Below are 17,458 nucleotides of genomic sequence, written 5' to 3' on the forward strand. Positions count from 1 at the left end.
CGCCGCCAGCGTTCGTCCTGAGCCAGGATCAAACTCTCCATAAAAGACAAATTGGTTTGCTGTAACCGGAGGTTACGAGCAGCATTTTGTCGAGAAGTGCTTGTTTAGCTCATTACTTCACTAGCTTTGACATATCGCTCATTGTTCAGTTTTCAAGGAACAAGTTCTTTTGCTTTTTCGTACCGCATCTCTCAGCGGCGACTTTTATAATATATCACAGTCGCCCATATCGATGCAAGCACTTTTTTTATTTTTCTTTATTGCCGTGTCGCTTCGAATCAGATTTGCTCGAGGCGATAGTGAGTAATTTATCACACGTACCTACCCGCGTCAAGTGCTTTCGACAAAAAAAGAACGCATCGTCTGCGTTCTAAGTCGAGTCATATCACATTCCGGTAGCACAGCTCCATGGCATCCGTATCGCCGGAAGCCGGTATTACGGCAACTTCGTCTATATAACCGCGCTTAACGAGCTTTTGAATGAGGAGAGATAAATCAAGCTGGAGACCATCTAAACTTGGGTGCAGCTGCAGCTCCATCATACTCCACGGTTCCTCTCGCTCCGCCATCACGTCGAAAAGCATTTTGCAGCAGGACTTCATTAAGCTCATTATCGAGAACTCGCACGCCAAAAGCACCAGCTGAATACGTTGTTCCAGCGTCTCATTGCTGTTGATCAGTTGTTCGTAAAGTTTATAGATGCCCGGATTGAATCGTCTGGTCTGCTTCCAAACCGTCAGCTCGGGATGTATGCCTGCTTCAATCAGGACAATGTGCGCCCAATGGTGGAGCGCTGCTAACACGTTGCTGTACGAATCCAGCAGGTTGTCGTCCTGCAGTTCCTGTTTGGCTTGATAATACTTGCGCATAAAGCAGCCGAACTCGACGATTTGCTTGCTCTCCCTCATCTCTATAGGGAATGCGAGCACCCGCTGCCTTATATGAAGCAAATAGTTGTCTCGATCCATCAGGATTTCCCCCCGAACGAGCCATTGTATCATGCTGCGGGTCTCCCCGCTGGCAATCCATTGCTCAAGTGTTGACGGACTTATGCGCCGAATAAGGATATGCTTGTCATTCATGCGCACATGTTCCGTTTGGCGATGAAGGTCGCATCGTGACGAAACAACGAGCATCATGACATCCAATCCGTCGATCAACGGACTGTATGGATAAGGATTTTCAACGACAGCGACGGCAATGACGCCTTCCTCTTCTTCGAACATCTGTTGAAAATACGCTCTCAGGTCCACAACAACAATCCCCCGTATAGCTTCATTGTACAGTTTGAGCTATAATGATTTCGCAGTGTATTAAATGTTCGACAATGTCCGCCCGGTTTCCTGCATAGAATCGCAAGAAATCGATTCGGAACCGTCAGAAAGGACACCATCATGTTTTTCAAATCCAGTAAAATCAATGAATTCCGGCTATGGGGATTGCTGTTCACTTTATTCGGCATGGGCCTTATGATTCTCGGTACATCCGGCATCGTTTTCTGGGGACAGGCCGGCAAATGGTTCGCGGGCGTCTTCATGGTCATCGGCATGATCGCCATGCTGCTCAGTGTCGGCGTCTACTTCTGGGCCGGCATGCTGTCGACCAGTGCCGTCATTCTAATTTGCCCGGAATGCAACCGCCACACGAAAATCCTAGGAAAAACCGACCGTTGTATGTATTGCAAAACGAAGCTGACGCTTGATCCGAACCAAGCCACCGACTTGGACGAAGGCGTTGCCGAGAAAGCCTAACTACATAGCAAGGCAATAATAAACGCCTCTCCAACGGGTATTACCCACTGGGAGGCGTTTTGAATTAGGTATTAGGGCTTTTGTTGCAAGGCTTGATCGATGACGCCCCAGATCTGATTATTCTGGAACGAACGCTGCCAGGTGGCGACACCCGCCAAACCGTATTTCCTTACTAGCTCTACACGCGATGCAATCGACACTTCATCCTCTATCCATATGCGCTTCCTGGCGCCGTCTTCCACATATTCGACATAATTCTGCCCGGTCTGCGCATCGAAAACAGGTTTAAGCTTGCGTTCAACGATTAGTTTGTCGACAGCCTGCATACCGAGCGCCTTGGAGCTTACCTTCGTCATCCCATCCGCCTGCTTGGCCTCTGTCCATACTCTGGCGTACAGCGGCATGCCAAGGATCAACTTGGCCGGCGGCACTTGATCTTCTTCCAAAATACGCAATAACGAATTCTCCGTCCAAGGGAGCGAGGCGACCGATCCGGCTTTGGGGCTTGAAGCCCAGTGCTCGTCGTACGCCATCAACATCATGAAATCGACGATCTCACCGAGCGCCGGTCGATCCAGAAACGCGGACCACATCTCACTGTTCGACTTCGGGGTAACATCAATGGACACGACCAGCCCTTGCTCGTGAAGAATCGGCGTCAGCTCCCGGACGAATTGAACCAAATTGTCCTTGTCCGACGTTTCGACATTCTCGAAATCGATGTTGATGCCCTGCAAGCGGTAGATTTGCGCATAAGCGACTAGCTGTTGGATCATGTTAAATCGGGACTGGGCAGTCGCGAGCGCTTGGGTAGTCCGCTGGGGCTCAAAGCCGTTGCTGAACAGCGCCCATACCTGGGTTTGCCGCTTGGCCGCCCAGTCGACGTAGGCTTTGTCCGCTTTGCTGCGGATTTTGCCGGAGCCGTCGATGAGTTCGAACCAAGTAGGACTGACAACGTTCACGCCGTTCAGCGCGCCAATCGCGGACACGTCCGTTTTCTTCGCGTAGACGCCTTCCCAAGTTAAATTGATTTTGCGTCCCATCACTTTCCACGCGATAAACGGCGATTCGGAGGACGGCTGCTTCACTTGTTCGATATCGGTCAAAGCGAGCTTGCTTTTGGGCATGTAGCCTGTCGTCCCGCTCTGCGCCTGCACGCTATACCATTCCGGATTATCCGCATCCCCCCAAATCCGGACCTCCGCATCAACCGGAAGCTTCTCGTAAATCGTAGCCCGGATCGTCGGTGACGAGCGAAGGGCCGCATCCGTCGCCGTCTTGGCGCGCTGAACGGACTTGCCGGCGGGAATGACCGTTACGATCCCCGTCCCTTCCCCTACATCAACTTGTAGCCCGTACAGTTCAGCTAGCGGCGTAACCGGCAAATACACTTCGCCATCTTGCACTTCAGCCGCTTCTCTTAGTTCGTAGGGCTTGCTATTCAATGTAGCCGTCAATAAATCAGTCTTCAATCGCAGCACCTGATGCGCGTTCGTGAGGACGATGGAACCGGTGGCTTCTTCGTACCAAATATCGTTCCCGAGCCCTGCCGAATCCTTTAGTACCGATAACGGGAGCTTGATCGACTCCCCTTCGATGATCGCGCCACCCTTGGCTATCTTGCCAGCAACTATGATCGGATGCTCCTGCCCGTATTCCGGCTTCTCCATCTTCGTATTCGGTATAAACAGCCAGTAGACGCCAAATAAGACGACTCCCAGCAAGAAAAAGAAGCATAACCGCAATAGCACTCGAAATAAACCGCCGGGCTTTCTCCGCCTCGGCCTGACTTGAACCGTCTGCATCTCCAAACCTGTCTGTACCTCCTATCGATAGCCTTGTCCCAACTACGACCAAAATAAAAACGCGCAGAAGAAAAGGCTCTTGCCTTATCCCCCTGCACGCTTCCATCGCGAGCCTATTCTCTGCCGTCCCTTACGAATGCGGTTTCGCGCAGTCTCCGCAAAGACCGTAAATCTCCATACGATGCCCTTCTACCTTAAAACCGGTTTCCTTTGATGCGGTCTGTTCGACATCCGTCAGCGACGGGTAATCAAAATCGACGATGGTGCCGCACTGGCGGCATATCGCGTGATAATGGTCGGACAAATCCGCGTCAAAACGGCTTGAATCGTCGCCATACGTGAGCTCTCGGACTAGACCAGCTTCGACGAACAGCCTCAAATTGTTATAAATAGTCGCCACGCTCATGCTCGGGAAAGCCGGGGACAACGCTTTGTAAATTTCATCTGCTGTCGGATGTATCATCGAATCCATCAGGAAGCTCAGAATAGCATGACGCTGAGGAGTCATCCGTACGCCGGTACTTTTCAATTGTTCAAGTGCTTGTTCAACGGTCGCACCCATGCCCTTTCACGCCTTTCTGCTTCGTTAGAACCATTGTACGTGCAGACTTTTCGTTTTGTCAATGAACGGCCGCGTCAATTCGATGGCAGATAACGGTTAATGGCGATGCTGCTGTTGGCGTCGATATCGATGCGGTATGCATCTTCGCCCACGGTGCCGCGGATCGTCTTCTTCCCGATCTCTAGCGGCAGATCGGTCGTAATCGTGCCGAAAGTTACCGAACCGTTGACGGAATACCCGCCGGTATCCGGAACATACAGACGGATGTCGCCGATCGAGCTGTCAATATTCCAATCACCGCCCACCGTACTGCTGCGAATGTCAATCTCTCCGTTGAGCGTGTCGGCTCTAAGGCTTGAGGCCGCTTCCGCGATCGTAATTTGCCCGTTCTTGGTCTCGATTTCCGCGCCGCCTCGAATATCCTCCAGCTTGATGCTACCGCTTGACGTCGTCGCATCCGTGGCGCCTTCCAGCTGCCTGCCTGTAATATCGCCGTTGGCGACTTCCAAGTTCGCATCTCCCGTAATCTGGTCGACCGATATGGCGCCATTCTTCGTCTTGATCCCGACAGCCCCCACGATTCGGGAAACCTGGATCTCGCCGTTCGTGCCTTGGATCGCGAGACCGCCCGGAAGGAAAAGCCCTTCCGCCCGAATGGCTCCATTACCTGCGGTTATTGTAATTCGGGCCTGTGTCGGCTCTGGCTCATGCTCCTGCGCGTCATTCGCATCGGCAAGCGAAGCGGCGTTATCGGCAGGGGAACCGGTCTGCTCAGCTTCGTTGTCCGCGCCTTCTGCCGCGTCTACTGCTTCTGACGAATCGACGGGAGGTAAAGTTTCACTGCCGCCAGTCCCGCCAGTCCCTTCTACGTTGCCCGAGATGACGGGGACTTTGGCAAAATGCGAGTCAGCCGGGACGGTGATGGTTACGTTCATCCGGGGCAATCTGCTGCCATCTACGCCATAAGCTTTCCCCTTCGCTTCAATGGCCAGTTTCCCCTCGCCGCTAATTTCCACCGTCGATGCCGCCGCTGCTTCGTCCGCTTCTTGTTTGTTCGCCGAATCGATCCAAACGACGGTATCGATTGTGAGTTCCGACACCTCTCCCTTCCGAACCGTAACAGAGCCGTTCGGATTCTGAATCGCGATCGCCGCTACGTCCGCGCCAAGCGGCACCTCCAGTTTCTCCTTCTCATATTTGAAGCCTTTCTCCTCCGATAGGCTTGCAGTTCCCGGCATGTTGACGTTCCATTGATCGAGCCACTTGAACGGAATAGCCGCATATTGCGTGACCGAAAACGCGGTAATCGCGATCATGACCGCCATAAAGCTGCCCCTGATGTCAAATGGCAGCCGTTCCTCCCTTTTGCGGTACGCGAGACTGTACGCAATCACCTCGATACCAAGCAGTACGAATGCTGCCGGCCACCATTTGCCTAACAGCGCAATGTCGTTGCGTCCGCCCATTTGATCGGATAAAAGAAGGCCACCTACTGATAAAATTAGCAAGGAAGCTGTTATTCGTCCCGTGCGCAGCATCGTCCCTCTCCTCCTATACGCGTAGATGAACGCAATTACGATCAATCCTATGCCGGTGATATCGTTGCCGTTGTCTTCCAGCAATTCGGCAAACCATTCCGGCGGTGCCAGAAAGACGAGCATAATGGCTCCGAGCAGCGCGATCAAGGCGCCTTGCAGCACCGAAGCCAACGTCCCCGGCTGAAGACTCGGTTCGCCAGCGGCTTGTTTGATCCGAGACGACTCCTGAAGCGTACCGAATACGCTATAGAACCAAAACGCGGGTACCGCCAGCCCCAAGTATACGAGCAGCAGCGCGAATCGGCCGCCCGCCAAGTCGGCAAAATGAATCATCGCCACGATGTCGGTCAACGCCCCGGCCAGCAGGAGCAAGCCTTTCAGCGGCAGCCCGAGCAGCAGATGACCGGCTCCCGGGCATAGAAACGCCGCAAGCGTAGCCACTGCTGCCCTGCGCCTCGAGATCCGCTCCATCTGCATCCCCCCTCCGACAAAATACGATTGTAGTGTTTACTTTTTGGTTCCAAAGTTGCTTCCGCCATGCAAAGTTGCCCTTATTGTACCACACCCCGATCAAAATCGCGGCAGGCATCCGTGCTCGGCATTCGAGACTTCCTTACCACCAGACAAGCCCGCATAATCGGAATGCGTCCCCGTTAAGACGGAGTCAGGGATTCTGCGGGGAGGCGCCTAGAGATGATGCAGCGGGCAGTTGTAACGGTATGACATCCAAGCGATAGAGCGGGACGTTTGGCAAGACGCATCCTATTAGATACATAGCTCGGGCGAGGAATATGCGGATTAGCCGTACGTGAGAAAGCGGGTATTCGTCAGTGCTGCATACGAAAAAAGGAACCTTCCGTTCCACCCGTTGACGGTGGACGGAAGATTCCTTCGCGCGCTTCGTTATTGACTCAGCCGCTCCAGCAGCAGCTTGTTCGCCAGCGCCGGGTTCGCCTTGCCCTTGGATGCTTTCATCACTTGGCCGACCAGGAAGCCGATCGCTTTGTCCTTGCCTGCCTTAAAGTCGGCAACCGACTGCGGATTCGCTTCGACGATCTCGACGACGATCGCCTTGACCGCGCCTTCGTCGCTGATTTGGACGAGTCCCTGCTCCTCGACGATCTGTTGCGGCAGCTTGCCGGATTCGAGCATCGACTTGAATACCGTCTTGGCGATCTTGCCGTTGATCGTGCCCTTCTCCAGCAGCCCGATCATCTCGCCTAGGCCTTGGCTGGTGATCTTGACGTCTTCGAGTTCCAAGTTGTTGGCATTCAAGTAGCCGAGCAGCTCGCCCATAATCCAATTCGACACCTGCTTGGCGTCCTTCGTATATTGAAGGCTCTCCTCGAAGAAATCCGCGAGCTTCTTGGAAGTCGTAATGACTTCCGCGTCATAGGCCGGTAAGCCGTATTCAGTCGTATACCGGGCTTTGCGCGCATCCGGCAGTTCGGGAATCGAAGCGCGGACGCGCTCTTTCCACTCGGCGTCGATATGCATGACGACCAAATCCGGATCCGGGAAATAACGGTAATCATGCGCTTCTTCCTTGCCGCGCATCGAGAATGTCTTGCCCTGAGCGTCATCAAAGCGCCGCGTCTCCTGCACGACTTCGCCGCCGCTGTCCAAAATATCGGCTTGACGCATCTGCTCGTATTCGAGACCGCGCACAACGCCTCGGAAGGAGTTCATGTTCTTCAGCTCCGCGCGGGTACCGAATTTCTCTTGACCATAAGGGCGCAAGGAAATGTTGGCATCGCACCGCATGGAGCCTTCTTCCATCTTCACATCGGAAACGTCGCAGTACAGCATAATCGCCCGCAGCTTCTCGAGGTAGGCTTTCGCTTCCTCCGGCGTGCGAATGTCCGGTTCGGACACGATCTCGACGAGCGGCGTGCCGACGCGGTTAAAGTCCACGAGGGAAGCGTAACCGCCCTCGACGTGCGACAGCTTGCCCGCGTCTTCCTCCAAGTGGAGACGGGTTATGCCGATTCGCTTCGTTTGCCCGTTCACTTCGATATCGATGTAGCCGTTCTCGCCGATTGGCTTGTCGTACTGAGAAATCTGATACGCCTTCGGCGAGTCCGGATAAAAATAGTTCTTCCGGTCGAATTTGCTAACGTCGGCAACCGTGCAATTAAGTGCCATCGCCGCTTTCATGGCATATTCTACCGCCTGCTTGTTAAGCACGGGCAAAACGCCCGGGTGGCCCAAACAGATCGGACATGTATGAGTATTCGGCGGGGCGCCGAAGGACGTGGAACAGCCGCAGAAGATTTTGCTCTTCGTATGGAGCTCGACGTGAACTTCAAGCCCGACTACCGTTTCGTATTTGTTCGCTTCAAACATCGCTTATAGCCCTCCGCTTCCTTCAAGCTCGGCTTCGATTCCCCCCGGTTACGCACGTAAACTCACGGCCTGTCAGCACGGATAGACGGCGTGGTCGATCGGCGGTTCATCGAAGCTGATAGGTCATCCCGCGCCTACAGCTGCGGGCGTTGTTGGTGATGATCGGTATGCTGCTCGTAGGCGTGGGCCGCGCGAAGCACGGTCCGCTCGTCGAACGCCTTGCCGATGATTTGCAAGCCGATCGGCAGACCGTCCGCGAAGCCGCAAGGCACGCTGATCGCCGGCACGCCCGCCAGGCTGACCGGAATCGTCACGATATCGTTCAAATACATCGTCAGCGGGTCGCCGACTTGTTCGCCGAGCCGGAAAGCCGGCGTAGGGGCCGTCGGGCCGATGATGAGGTCATACTTCTCGAACACGTGGTCGAAGTCTTGCTTGATCAGCGTCCGGACCTTCTGCGCCTTCAAATAATACGCGTCATAATAGCCGGAGCTGAGCGCGTACGTCCCGAGCATGATGCGGCGCTTCACTTCAGGCCCGAAGCCTTGGCTGCGGGACTTGCGGTACATGTCGATCAGGTTGTCCGGATTGTCCGCGCGCACGCCGTAACGCACGCCGTCAAAACGGGCTAGATTCGAAGAAGCTTCGGAGGACGCCAAGATATAGTAAGCGGCCACCGCGTATTCCGTATGCGGAAGGGATACTTCTTCCCACGTCGCGCCAAGGCTCTCGTAGACGCGCAACGCGGCCAGCACCGCTTCTTTCACCTTCGGATCGATGCCTTGACCAAGGTATTCCTTCGGCACGCCGATGCGAAGACCTTTCACGTCGCCCGTCAGCGCCGAAGTATAGTCCGGAATCTCGACGTTCGCGGACGTGGAGTCCATCGGATCGTAGCCCGCGATCGCTTGCAGCACGTAAGCGGAATCCTCGACGTTCTTCGTGATCGGCCCGATCTGGTCGAGCGAAGACGCGAACGCCACGAGACCGAATCGGGACACGAGGCCATAAGTCGGCTTCAAGCCAACGACGCCGCAATACGCGGCAGGTTGGCGGATCGAACCGCCGGTGTCGGAGCCGAGCGAGAAGTACACTTGTCCCGCCGCCACCGTCGCCGCCGAACCGCCGCTGGAGCCGCCAGGCACGTAATCGGTATTCCACGGGTTGCGTGTCGGATAGAAGCTGGAGTTCTCGTTCGAGCCGCCCATCGCGAATTCGTCCATGTTCAATTTGCCGATCAAGACCGATTGCGCGGCTTTCAGCTTCTTGACCGCCGTTCCGTCGTAAATCGGGTCGTAGTTGCGCAGGAACTGGCTCGCGCACGTCGTCAAGAGCCCTTCCGTTACCATATTGTCCTTCAAGCCTGCAGGCAAGCCGAACAACAACCCTCGCTCGCCGCCGTCTGCCAGCTGCTTGTCCAGCTCCGCCGCCGCGGCGCGCGCGCCTTCCTCATTCAAGGTCAGAAATGCCCGGACCGCCTCGTCCGTCTGCCCGATCCGGTTGAACGAAGCGTCCACCAAATCCGCTACGGTCAGCTCCTTGCCAACCAGCTTGTTATGTACTTCCTGCAGGCGCATATCGAATAAAGCCAACAGTCGTTCCTCCCTTCAGCAATCGCCGCATGCCGCTCGTGGCTGCATACCGCGTCTTCTTCCGCAACTTGATGCCGCGCTATTCCAATACCGCCGGCACTTTGAACTGACCGTCCTCTTCGTCCGGCGCGTTCTTCAGCGCGGTCTCGTTCGATACGGATTCCCGCACTTCGTCTTCGCGCATGACGTTCGTCACCGGAAGCACGTGGCTCGTCGGTTCGATGCCGTCGGTATCCAGCTGGTTCAGCTTCTCCGCATATTTCAAAATCGCGTTCAACTGACCGGTGAACTGCTCTTTCTCCTGCTCGGTCAGCGCAAGCCGCGCCAATTTGGCAACATGCTCAACGTCCTTCAGCGTAATGCTCATGGGCAAATGCCCCTCCCTTTCCAGCCTTTATGCTCGCATTCTTCATATTATAGCGTAATGGTCCGTGCAAACTCAATGAATTTAGGGGCGTTAAAACGATAGCAGACCCGAGATTAACGTCCATAGACCAGAGCAGGTTAAGAATAGGAGAACGAGCCTTCGGAAAGCGGATTCTGCGACTTTGCCCGCCAACGATATGCCGAGCGCAACGCCGACGACCATCCCAGGAATGCCGGCGAGACAGCCGCGCAGCACATCGGTCGTTAGCAGGTCTTGGCCGAAGTACATCGCGATCGTGACGATGTTGAGGGCGAGCGCGAAGAACGTCAGATTCGCGCGGAAACGCATTTTGTCCATGCCGCTGGCGGACAGAAACAAGGCGACCGGCGGTCCGCTGAGCGAAATGCTTCCGTTCAGCATGCCGCTAAGCGCGCCCGTCAGCGGATAGGAAAGACGGGTACCGCTTATCGGAAAGGAGGCGCCGCGCAGCTGAATCAGTGCGAAGACGGAGACGAGCACGCCGGCGGCCAGCTTCAAAGCGGCAGCCGGCGCGGCGGCCAACAGCCAAGCGCCGAGCGGTGCCGCGGCAAAACTCGATAATATGAGCATCCACATGCCCCCTAAATGGACATGACGGCGGATCGGCGCAAGCACTGCGAAGTTCGTCAGCAAACTTAAAATGACGACGACGACGACCGCCGACCGCATGCCCAGCGTCGTGCCCAAGATCGGCATTGCGATCAGCGCGAATCCGAAGCCCGTGAGCCCCTGCGCGATGCCTGCCGCGGTTGTAATCAAAAACGTAGTCACGAACCAGATCCAAGTTTCTTCCATGCTGCAACAGATCCCCTCTTATAAACGCATAGTCATATAACAATACTGACAGCATATACTGGACCAGTTTCTCCTACAATCGGGATTTCAAGCTTATGTATATAAAAATAGGGTCATATATCAGACTCTCCACAATTACTTGGGGCACATGCCTACCGATAGCCGGGATGCTGCCGCAGGACACGAACATACGAAAAAGGAGTTCGGCGATATGCCAAACTCCTTCCTCCGCAAGACAACACATGCGAACAACATTACAGGTGGGTTCCTCCGCTCGCATCGATGCATTGCCCGGTAATCCACCGGCTGTCCGGCGAAGCCAAAAATGCCGCGATGTCCGCAACATCCGCCGGCTCCCCCCACCTGCCGAAGATCGAATATTTCGCCCCGGCTTCTCTGGAAGCCGGATCCTGCAGCATGGCCGCGTTCATATCCGTCGCGACAAATCCGGGTTGAATCGCGTTGATCGTAATGCCGCGCACGGCAAGCTGGTTCGCGAGCGAGAGCGTCAGCGCGTTGATCGCCCCTTTGGTCATGCTGTAAGCCGGAATGACAGGCAGCGAGATTCTCGTGACGGCGGATGACAGATTAATGACGCGTCCATCGTCCCGAAGCCTGGGCAGCGCTTGCTGGACAAGGAAGAATGGCGCTTTCATATTCAAACTCGCCACCTCGTCGAATTGGCGTTCCGTCGTCTCCTCGATGCTGGCTACCAGTCCAATGCCCGCGTTATTGACGAGGATGTCGAATCCCACTTCCCCCGTCCGAGCGCGCAATTCAATATCCAGCTGTTCATATAATTGCGCGATGCCATCTAATGTGCCAAGCTCCGCCCCCAGCGCAAACGCCGTTCCGCCGGCCTGAGTTATTTCGCGAACGACTTCTTCGGCCGCTTCGCCTCCTTGACGATAATGAACCGCCACGAGCGCGCCTTCCTTCGCGAGCCGTTTCGCAATGGCTCGACCGATCCCCCGGCTTGCACCCGTCACGAGCGCCGACTTTCCTTGCAGCTTCTCCATACTCCTCCAACTCCTCTGCTTGTTCTCACCTCCAGTTGTACCATAGGCCGAATTTCAAAAAGTTGCTCTCCTATTCGGGCCGCTATCCGGACGAAACGAACCGCAAGAGCGGCATACATTCATTCAGCAAACCCTCAGCGAACGCTCAACTTGCGCTAAGGTTGTTTTCACTTTGACTTAAGGTTAGACGGCCATAATCGATCTTGTAAGGATGAGCAACACGAATAACACGCCACATGACGATAACCGAAACAAACAACCATCAGGAGGTAATTGACATGAACAAGTACATGAAAACCGTAGGTATGACTGCCGCTCTCGCCGTGATGATCCCGCTGAGCGCTTATGCCGCTACGAGCGCGACAACGACGACGAATGCAAAGACGAGCGTATCCAGCACCGCGACAGGCACAATGGCAAAACAAAATCACGAAGGACACGGCGGTAAAGGCGGCTTCGGCGGCGCTAGGCTCATCTCCGGGGACGTGTTGACGCTGCTCAAGCTCGACCAAGCCGCATTGCAGGAGAAACTTGCCGCAGGCAGCACGCTTGCCGAGATCGCAGCGGCGCAGGGTGTGTCGAACGAGCAGCTGAAAGCAGCGCTTACTTCCGCGTTCGAAGCGCGTCAAGCCGAAGAGAAAACGAACTTTAACGCGAACCTCGACGCGTACATCACGAGCAAGCAAACGCTGCCTGAGGGCGGAAAAGCATTCGGCCACGGCTTCGGCGGCAACCAGCTCGCCACGGTCGCAACGGCGCTCGGCCTGACCGAAGACGCGCTGAAGGAGCAGCTCGCCGCAGGCAAGACGATCGCGGCGCTCGCAACCGAGAAAGGCATCGACACGGCGACGATCATTACGAAAGTGCAGGCGGCGATCGACGCGCAAATCGACCAAGCCGTAACAGACGGCAAGCTCACAAGCGAGCAAGCGACGGCGCAAAAGGCGAAATCCGCCGAGCAGGCCAAAAGCATCGTGAACGGCGAGTTCTCCGGCAAAGGCTTCGGCGGACGCGGACACGGCGGTCCGCGCGGAGACAAAGGCCAAGCGCCTGCTGGCAAGACGAGCGGTCAAAGCAGCACGACGACTTCGACTTCCACTTCGGCTTCGGGCACATCTGCTTAAACGAGTTGGGTCAATGACTCGCAAGTAAGCGGCAAAACATAAGGGAAGAGCCTGCCGGCGCGGCAGGCTCTTCCCTTATGTCATCTCAAGAAGCAAAAAGACGCCCGAATTCAATCGGACGCCCTTCACCGTTCTGCATCGCCTATATCCATGCCTTCAAATGAATCTGCCGAATAAAATCTTCCTTCGTCTGCACCTCGTTGTCGTCGGCAGCCGCTTCTTCCGGCTGCTCCCCGCCGCTCATGATACGTCGGAACAGCTCTTCGTTATGGGTCGCCAGCGCGAAGTCGATCAGCGCTTCCCGCTCGATACGCTCGGCCTCCAGCGTCAGCAGCACTTCCTCGAGCTCGACGTCCTCGGCCGGCACGTAGAAATTGCGATTCATCTTCGGCACCCGAATGACGTAATCGAAAGCATTATCTGCGTTACGGTCGAAAGCAATAATATATCCGTACTCCCCAATCGGGAGATTCTGTTCAAATAAGTCGGAAACAACGACGATCTTCTGCCCCAGTTTGAGCATATTCGCACCCCTGCCTCTACTAGCTCGTTTCTACTATTCTATCCTACTAGAAAGGAACAGGGAAGTCCAATTCCGATGAAATTCGTGGGTTTGCAAAAGAACGAGTCCGAGAGCTGTTGCCTACCTTACGTCAACCGTCCGAATTTGACAGCTGCGGCCAACGAACCGGCCATCACTGCGAAGGCGACGACAATCGCTAGACTGCCATTCGCAGGCCACACTTCGCCGGCTAACACCCCCGAGGCCAACCCCGGAATTGCCCCGGGGCTCCAAACCAGCACATTCGGAAAAGCGCCCGTCAGCAGAACGACGACCATGGCGACGGCCAGCGAGACGAAAGCGGCCGCCGCGCCGCTGCCCAGTAAGGCGCTGAGAGCCAGTGTCAGGGTGAGGACGACGCAAGCCCAAAGTGCGAATAAAGCTGCCGCGAGCAGCGCCTCCTTCCAAGATACGAACCCAAACAAGGCGGATGTATAATAACAAGCCGATCCATAGCCGGCCCCGAGCGCGATAGAGGCCAGCGTAAGAAGTGCCGCCCATTTGCTCGTCACATAAGCCATGCGCGAGACGGGCTTCACCAAGGTCAGAACCGCAGTTCCCAACAATCGCTCCCCCGAGATGCTGCCCATCCCGGCCAGCGTAAGCACGAGGAGACCGATGAGCCCGAATTGCTGCAGCGTCTGCCCTAGCACTTCATAGGTTTGCGGCAGTGGAATGTCGATGATTGCACCTGGCGGCAATCCGCCAGATTGCTCGATAATCTCGGGCATGAAATACATCGCCACCGGCTGCGATCCGCCGAGCAGCAGAAAGACGATCGGCACCCACAATAATTTGTAGCTCCGCAGAAGCTCGCTCCATTCCTTCTTGCACAGCACCCACCAGACTGTCATTGCGCCACCGCCTTCAAGAAGATGTCTTCCAGCGTCGTCTGACCCATATCGAGCCGCGTCACGCGCACGCCGGCATTCGTAATATCGCGCAGAATCGCATCGCGCGCAATTTCCAGATCTCGTACGACAAGCCGGATTCCCGTCTCGAGCCGCTCCGTGCCGGAAACGTACTCCGCTTCCGATTGCAGCCAACGCTGCACCCATCTTCGCGACGTTTCATCCTGCTCCGTCTCCACGACGATGACCGGCTGCCGGTTCCGCGCACGCACCTCCGATAACGAACCGTGTTCGACCAACTGCCCTTCACGCAATAGGAGAATATCGTCGCAAAGCGCCTCCGCATCGTGTAGCACATGCGTGGAATAGAGTACGGTCGTCTCGCGCTTCACGTCCCGAAGCAGCGCCATAACTTCCCGCCTTCCGATCGGATCGAGCGCAGACATCGGCTCGTCCAAGATGAGAAGCTTGGGACGATGGATGAGCGCTTGCGCGATGCCCAGGCGCTGCTTCATGCCGCCGGAATAACCCCCGATTCGCTCCCGGGCGGCCGCCTTCAATCCAACGCGATCGAGCAGGTCTTCCGATGCTGCCATCGCGGCTTTGCGGGTCAACCCGCAAAGCCGACCCGCGTACACCATATATTCGCGACCGCTCATCCAAGAATGGAATGCAGGGTGCTGCGGCAGATAGCCGATCGAGCGGCGCGGATCGCCGTCATTGCCTACGCCGAGCAGCCGAATATGTCCGGAGGATGGGCGCAGCAAGCCCGCCAGCATTTGAATGGTTGTCGTTTTGCCCGCGCCATTCGGGCCGAGCAGTGCCGTGCATCTCATATCCTCAAGCGTAAAATTTACGGATTCAACCACTGTTTTATCGCCAAAACGCTTCGTAAGCGCCGTTACGTCCAACACCATCCCATCATGCTTCATCGGCCGGAGCGCCTGCCCGCCGCGAAAAACAAGACGGGACCGAGCACGTTCCCGAACACGATGATCAGCACCCACATCCATTTGGGCCCTCGCGTCTCAGACGCTCTCGCACACACCGTTAACGCTGTTAAAATAAGGCATAATTGTAGCACTAGAATGGGCGCTATAATTGCCCATAATTGCGAATCGAATATCTCGTTCATGACCATCCGCTCCTTTAACTTCGTAGATTATTGACCGCCTTCGTTCATCAATCGCCTTAACCATTCGCCGCATTCCATTAACGTTGAGCTAGAGCCGCCTTTCTACCCTACTCCCGCTTCCACATGCGGCCCGGCCAACCTTTGCGCACGACGATCCAATAAATAACGAATGGCATCGGAATTTGAATGAGCCCCCACAGTCCCCAAAACCATGGGAACCGGCTTCGCCGCTTGGCATCGACGAACAGCCATGTCGATTGGCATAGCGCCATCGCGACGATCAAGACGATCAGCCAGAGCGGAACATCTCTCAGCTTCTCTAACTCCTCCATTCGCTCGTCCCCTCCTTCGATCGAATGCCTGTCGCGACGAACGCGATGGCGGCGACAAATACCGTCGCTTGCAAAATGACGAATCCTAACAGGCTGCTCTGCACCACCAAAACTAACGTCGCAAGCACGAACGCCGCCACGGCCCAAAAGACAAGCAAATCGCGCCAAAGACGAGTGCGGCTGCGCGCGCGCTGCGTGCCGACCAGCTGCTCGAACGCGGCCAGCGGCGGAAGCGCCGGCTCGATGCGGGCATCCCACTGCCGCAGAACGTCGGCTAGTTCTTGCTTCAGCTCCTCTTCGCTCCCGGCTTGGCGGTCCTGAGTGGACGTTTGCGCCGCTTCATCGGCCCGATTCGCGCCCGGCGGGAAGGCTCCATTCGAGCTGGTTTTCCTTGGCCGTTCATTCTGCTCGGCATTTCTGTCTCGCTCCTTCGTCATCGTCCCAACTCCTTTCGCAATTGTTTCAGCCCGTTATGCAGCCGCGATTTGACGGTGCCCATCGGAATGTCGAGCAGCGCCGCAATCTCGTCGTACGCGTAGCCATAGTAATATTTCAACAGGACCGGCACCCGAATGTCGTAGCTGAGCGTACCGAGCGCCTCTAACATCTCCGGCCATTCCTCCTGGCGCATCGCCGTCTCGAACCGGATCGCCTGCAGCGCCTGCTCGCCGGTCTGCCATTTGCGCTCCCGCTGCTTCTTGCGCATCTCGTCCATATAGAGACGGGTCCCGATCGTGATCAGCCACGTGGAAAACTTCGATTTGCGCTGGAACGAGCCGATCCGCTCGATCGCCTTCACCATCGTCTCCTGCACCAGATCCTCGGTCATCGCCTTATGCATCGTAACCTTGAGGAGATAGCGATAGAGCAGCGCGTAGTTGTCCCGCAGCAGCTCGGCCAGCGCCTGTTCATCGCCGCGGATCGCAAGTCTCACCGCTGTCTCTTCGTCCATCGTCCCCGCGATTGCCTCCATGCGTGCCTCCCCTTTCTCTCTATCTGGCCATGTGACGCTTAAGGGTTCGAAAATGTTCACGGCCCCGGAAAATATTTTTTCGAGCGACCTGCGTCACCTTCAGTATAACGGATGATTAAGTCTAGTCCTCGCAATTCGCCCGACCCATGCGCTTGCGTTTATTGTTCCCTTCCGCGAAAAAAAGAGCGACCCTCTGTAAACTGGTACCCATACACTGGACACTTCAAAAAAAGTGTTTAGTGTATGGGTACCTTTTTGTATACTGATGACAACAGTGGGGGCGAACAAAATGAGCAAAAAACACTTCAATCAAATGGAACGAGAACGATTAGCTTTGAATCCTAACGTCTTACGGGTAAGCGAAAAGTCGATTACCTATGCGGATGAATTTAAACGTCTGTTCATCGATCAATATATGCTGGGACGAACGCCAAGGGAGATTTTCGAGGCAAGTGGGTTTGATGTGGAGATGCTCGGAATGAAACGAGTGGAACAGTGTGCGGATCGTTGGAAGAAGGCCTATGAGAAGGACGGTATTGTTGGATTAGCGGACTCGCGTAAAGAAGCCGTGCTGCGTCCCTCAAAACGTGTATTATCGCAAGAAGAGATCATCGCTAGGCAGGAAGCGAAAATTATTCTTCTAGAGGCTCAGTTGGCATACGTAAAA

General features: G+C 55.6%; 19 protein-coding genes. 3 read left to right on the forward strand and 16 right to left on the reverse strand.

Annotated elements, in window-relative coordinates; genetic code table 11:
* Positions 1-380: 380 nt before the first annotated feature.
* Positions 381-1,226 carry a nucleotidyltransferase-like protein gene (locus ACFFSY_RS11125; RefSeq protein WP_377493802.1) on the reverse strand — a complete coding sequence of 282 codons (846 nt, stop codon included), beginning with the start codon at positions 1,224-1,226 and terminating at the stop codon, positions 381-383.
* Positions 1,227-1,394: 168 nt separating this feature from the next.
* On the opposite strand from ACFFSY_RS11125, the gene ACFFSY_RS11130 reads away from it, so the two are divergent.
* Positions 1,395-1,751 carry a YgzB family protein gene (locus ACFFSY_RS11130; protein WP_377493804.1) on the forward strand — a complete coding sequence of 119 codons (357 nt, stop codon included), beginning with the start codon at positions 1,395-1,397 and terminating at the stop codon, positions 1,749-1,751.
* Positions 1,752-1,822: 71 nt separating this feature from the next.
* Here the strand turns inward: ACFFSY_RS11130 and ACFFSY_RS11135 are convergent, their stop codons facing one another.
* From ACFFSY_RS11135 to ACFFSY_RS11170, 8 genes are all read right to left on the reverse strand, one after another.
* Entirely contained in the window at positions 1,823-3,502 is a 1,680-nt protein-coding gene (locus ACFFSY_RS11135; protein ID WP_377493806.1) for a glycosyl hydrolase family 18 protein, read from the reverse strand.
* Between the two features lie 184 nt (positions 3,503-3,686).
* Positions 3,687-4,118, reverse strand: coding sequence for a peroxide-responsive transcriptional repressor PerR (gene perR, locus ACFFSY_RS11140; RefSeq protein ID WP_377493808.1), 432 nt, complete (start codon positions 4,116-4,118; stop codon positions 3,687-3,689).
* Positions 4,119-4,192: 74 nt separating this feature from the next.
* A complete protein-coding gene (locus ACFFSY_RS11145) occupies positions 4,193-6,127 on the reverse strand; it encodes a DUF4097 family beta strand repeat-containing protein (RefSeq protein WP_377493810.1) in 1,935 nt (644 codons plus the stop codon).
* Between the two features lie 432 nt (positions 6,128-6,559).
* A complete protein-coding gene (gatB, locus tag ACFFSY_RS11150) occupies positions 6,560-8,002 on the reverse strand; it encodes an Asp-tRNA(Asn)/Glu-tRNA(Gln) amidotransferase subunit GatB (protein ID WP_377493812.1) in 1,443 nt (480 codons plus the stop codon).
* Positions 8,003-8,136: 134 nt separating this feature from the next.
* A complete protein-coding gene (gatA, locus tag ACFFSY_RS11155) occupies positions 8,137-9,594 on the reverse strand; it encodes an Asp-tRNA(Asn)/Glu-tRNA(Gln) amidotransferase subunit GatA (protein WP_377493814.1) in 1,458 nt (485 codons plus the stop codon).
* Positions 9,595-9,673: 79 nt separating this feature from the next.
* Positions 9,674-9,961, reverse strand: a complete 288-nt coding sequence (gene gatC, locus ACFFSY_RS11160; protein ID WP_377493816.1) for an Asp-tRNA(Asn)/Glu-tRNA(Gln) amidotransferase subunit GatC — start codon at positions 9,959-9,961, stop codon at positions 9,674-9,676.
* A gap of 90 nt (positions 9,962-10,051) precedes the next feature.
* Positions 10,052-10,795 carry a sulfite exporter TauE/SafE family protein gene (locus ACFFSY_RS11165; protein ID WP_377493818.1) on the reverse strand — a complete coding sequence of 248 codons (744 nt, stop codon included), beginning with the start codon at positions 10,793-10,795 and terminating at the stop codon, positions 10,052-10,054.
* A 254-nt stretch (positions 10,796-11,049) separates the two neighbouring features.
* Complete coding sequence (locus ACFFSY_RS11170) at positions 11,050-11,814, reverse strand: SDR family oxidoreductase (protein ID WP_377493820.1); 765 nt, start codon at positions 11,812-11,814, stop codon at positions 11,050-11,052.
* Between the two features lie 278 nt (positions 11,815-12,092).
* Between ACFFSY_RS11170 and ACFFSY_RS11175 the strand changes: the two genes are divergently transcribed.
* Complete coding sequence (locus ACFFSY_RS11175) at positions 12,093-12,938, forward strand: hypothetical protein (protein ID WP_377493822.1); 846 nt, start codon at positions 12,093-12,095, stop codon at positions 12,936-12,938.
* Between the two features lie 142 nt (positions 12,939-13,080).
* Here ACFFSY_RS11175 and ACFFSY_RS11180 read toward each other — a convergent pair whose 3' ends face one another.
* From ACFFSY_RS11180 to sigY, 7 genes are all read right to left on the reverse strand, one after another.
* Positions 13,081-13,461: an ATPase gene (locus tag ACFFSY_RS11180; protein WP_377493824.1), complete on the reverse strand. Its 381-nt coding sequence runs from the start codon at positions 13,459-13,461 to the stop codon at positions 13,081-13,083.
* A gap of 125 nt (positions 13,462-13,586) precedes the next feature.
* Positions 13,587-14,354, reverse strand: a complete 768-nt coding sequence (locus tag ACFFSY_RS11185; protein WP_377493826.1) for an ABC transporter permease — start codon at positions 14,352-14,354, stop codon at positions 13,587-13,589.
* Positions 14,351-15,283: an ABC transporter ATP-binding protein gene (locus ACFFSY_RS11190; protein WP_377493828.1), complete on the reverse strand. Its 933-nt coding sequence runs from the start codon at positions 15,281-15,283 to the stop codon at positions 14,351-14,353. The genes ACFFSY_RS11185 and ACFFSY_RS11190 overlap by 4 nt, the downstream gene beginning before the upstream one ends.
* The gene (locus ACFFSY_RS11195; protein WP_377493830.1) at positions 15,280-15,492 is read right to left on the reverse strand and encodes a PLD nuclease N-terminal domain-containing protein; all 213 of its coding nucleotides are present in this window, start codon (positions 15,490-15,492) and stop codon (positions 15,280-15,282) included. Before ACFFSY_RS11195 ends, ACFFSY_RS11190 begins: the two co-directional genes overlap by 4 nt.
* 101 nt (positions 15,493-15,593) lie before the next feature.
* On the reverse strand, positions 15,594-15,818 hold the full coding sequence (locus ACFFSY_RS11200) for a hypothetical protein (RefSeq protein WP_377493832.1): 225 nt from the start codon (positions 15,816-15,818) through the stop codon (positions 15,594-15,596).
* Entirely contained in the window at positions 15,806-16,255 is a 450-nt protein-coding gene (locus tag ACFFSY_RS11205; RefSeq protein WP_377493834.1) for a YxlC family protein, read from the reverse strand. Before ACFFSY_RS11205 ends, ACFFSY_RS11200 begins: the two co-directional genes overlap by 13 nt.
* Entirely contained in the window at positions 16,252-16,791 is a 540-nt protein-coding gene (sigY, locus tag ACFFSY_RS11210; RefSeq protein WP_377493836.1) for an RNA polymerase sigma factor SigY, read from the reverse strand. The genes ACFFSY_RS11205 and sigY overlap by 4 nt, the downstream gene beginning before the upstream one ends.
* Before the next feature lie 289 nt (positions 16,792-17,080).
* Here sigY and ACFFSY_RS11215 point away from each other — a divergent pair.
* Positions 17,081-17,458 (forward strand): HTH domain-containing protein (locus tag ACFFSY_RS11215; protein ID WP_377493838.1); only part of this gene is annotated, 378 nt, incomplete at its 3' end.

The organism is Paenibacillus aurantiacus (assembly GCF_042431225.1).
GTDB lineage: Bacteria > Bacillota > Bacilli > Paenibacillales > Paenibacillaceae > Paenibacillus_Z > Paenibacillus_Z aurantiacus.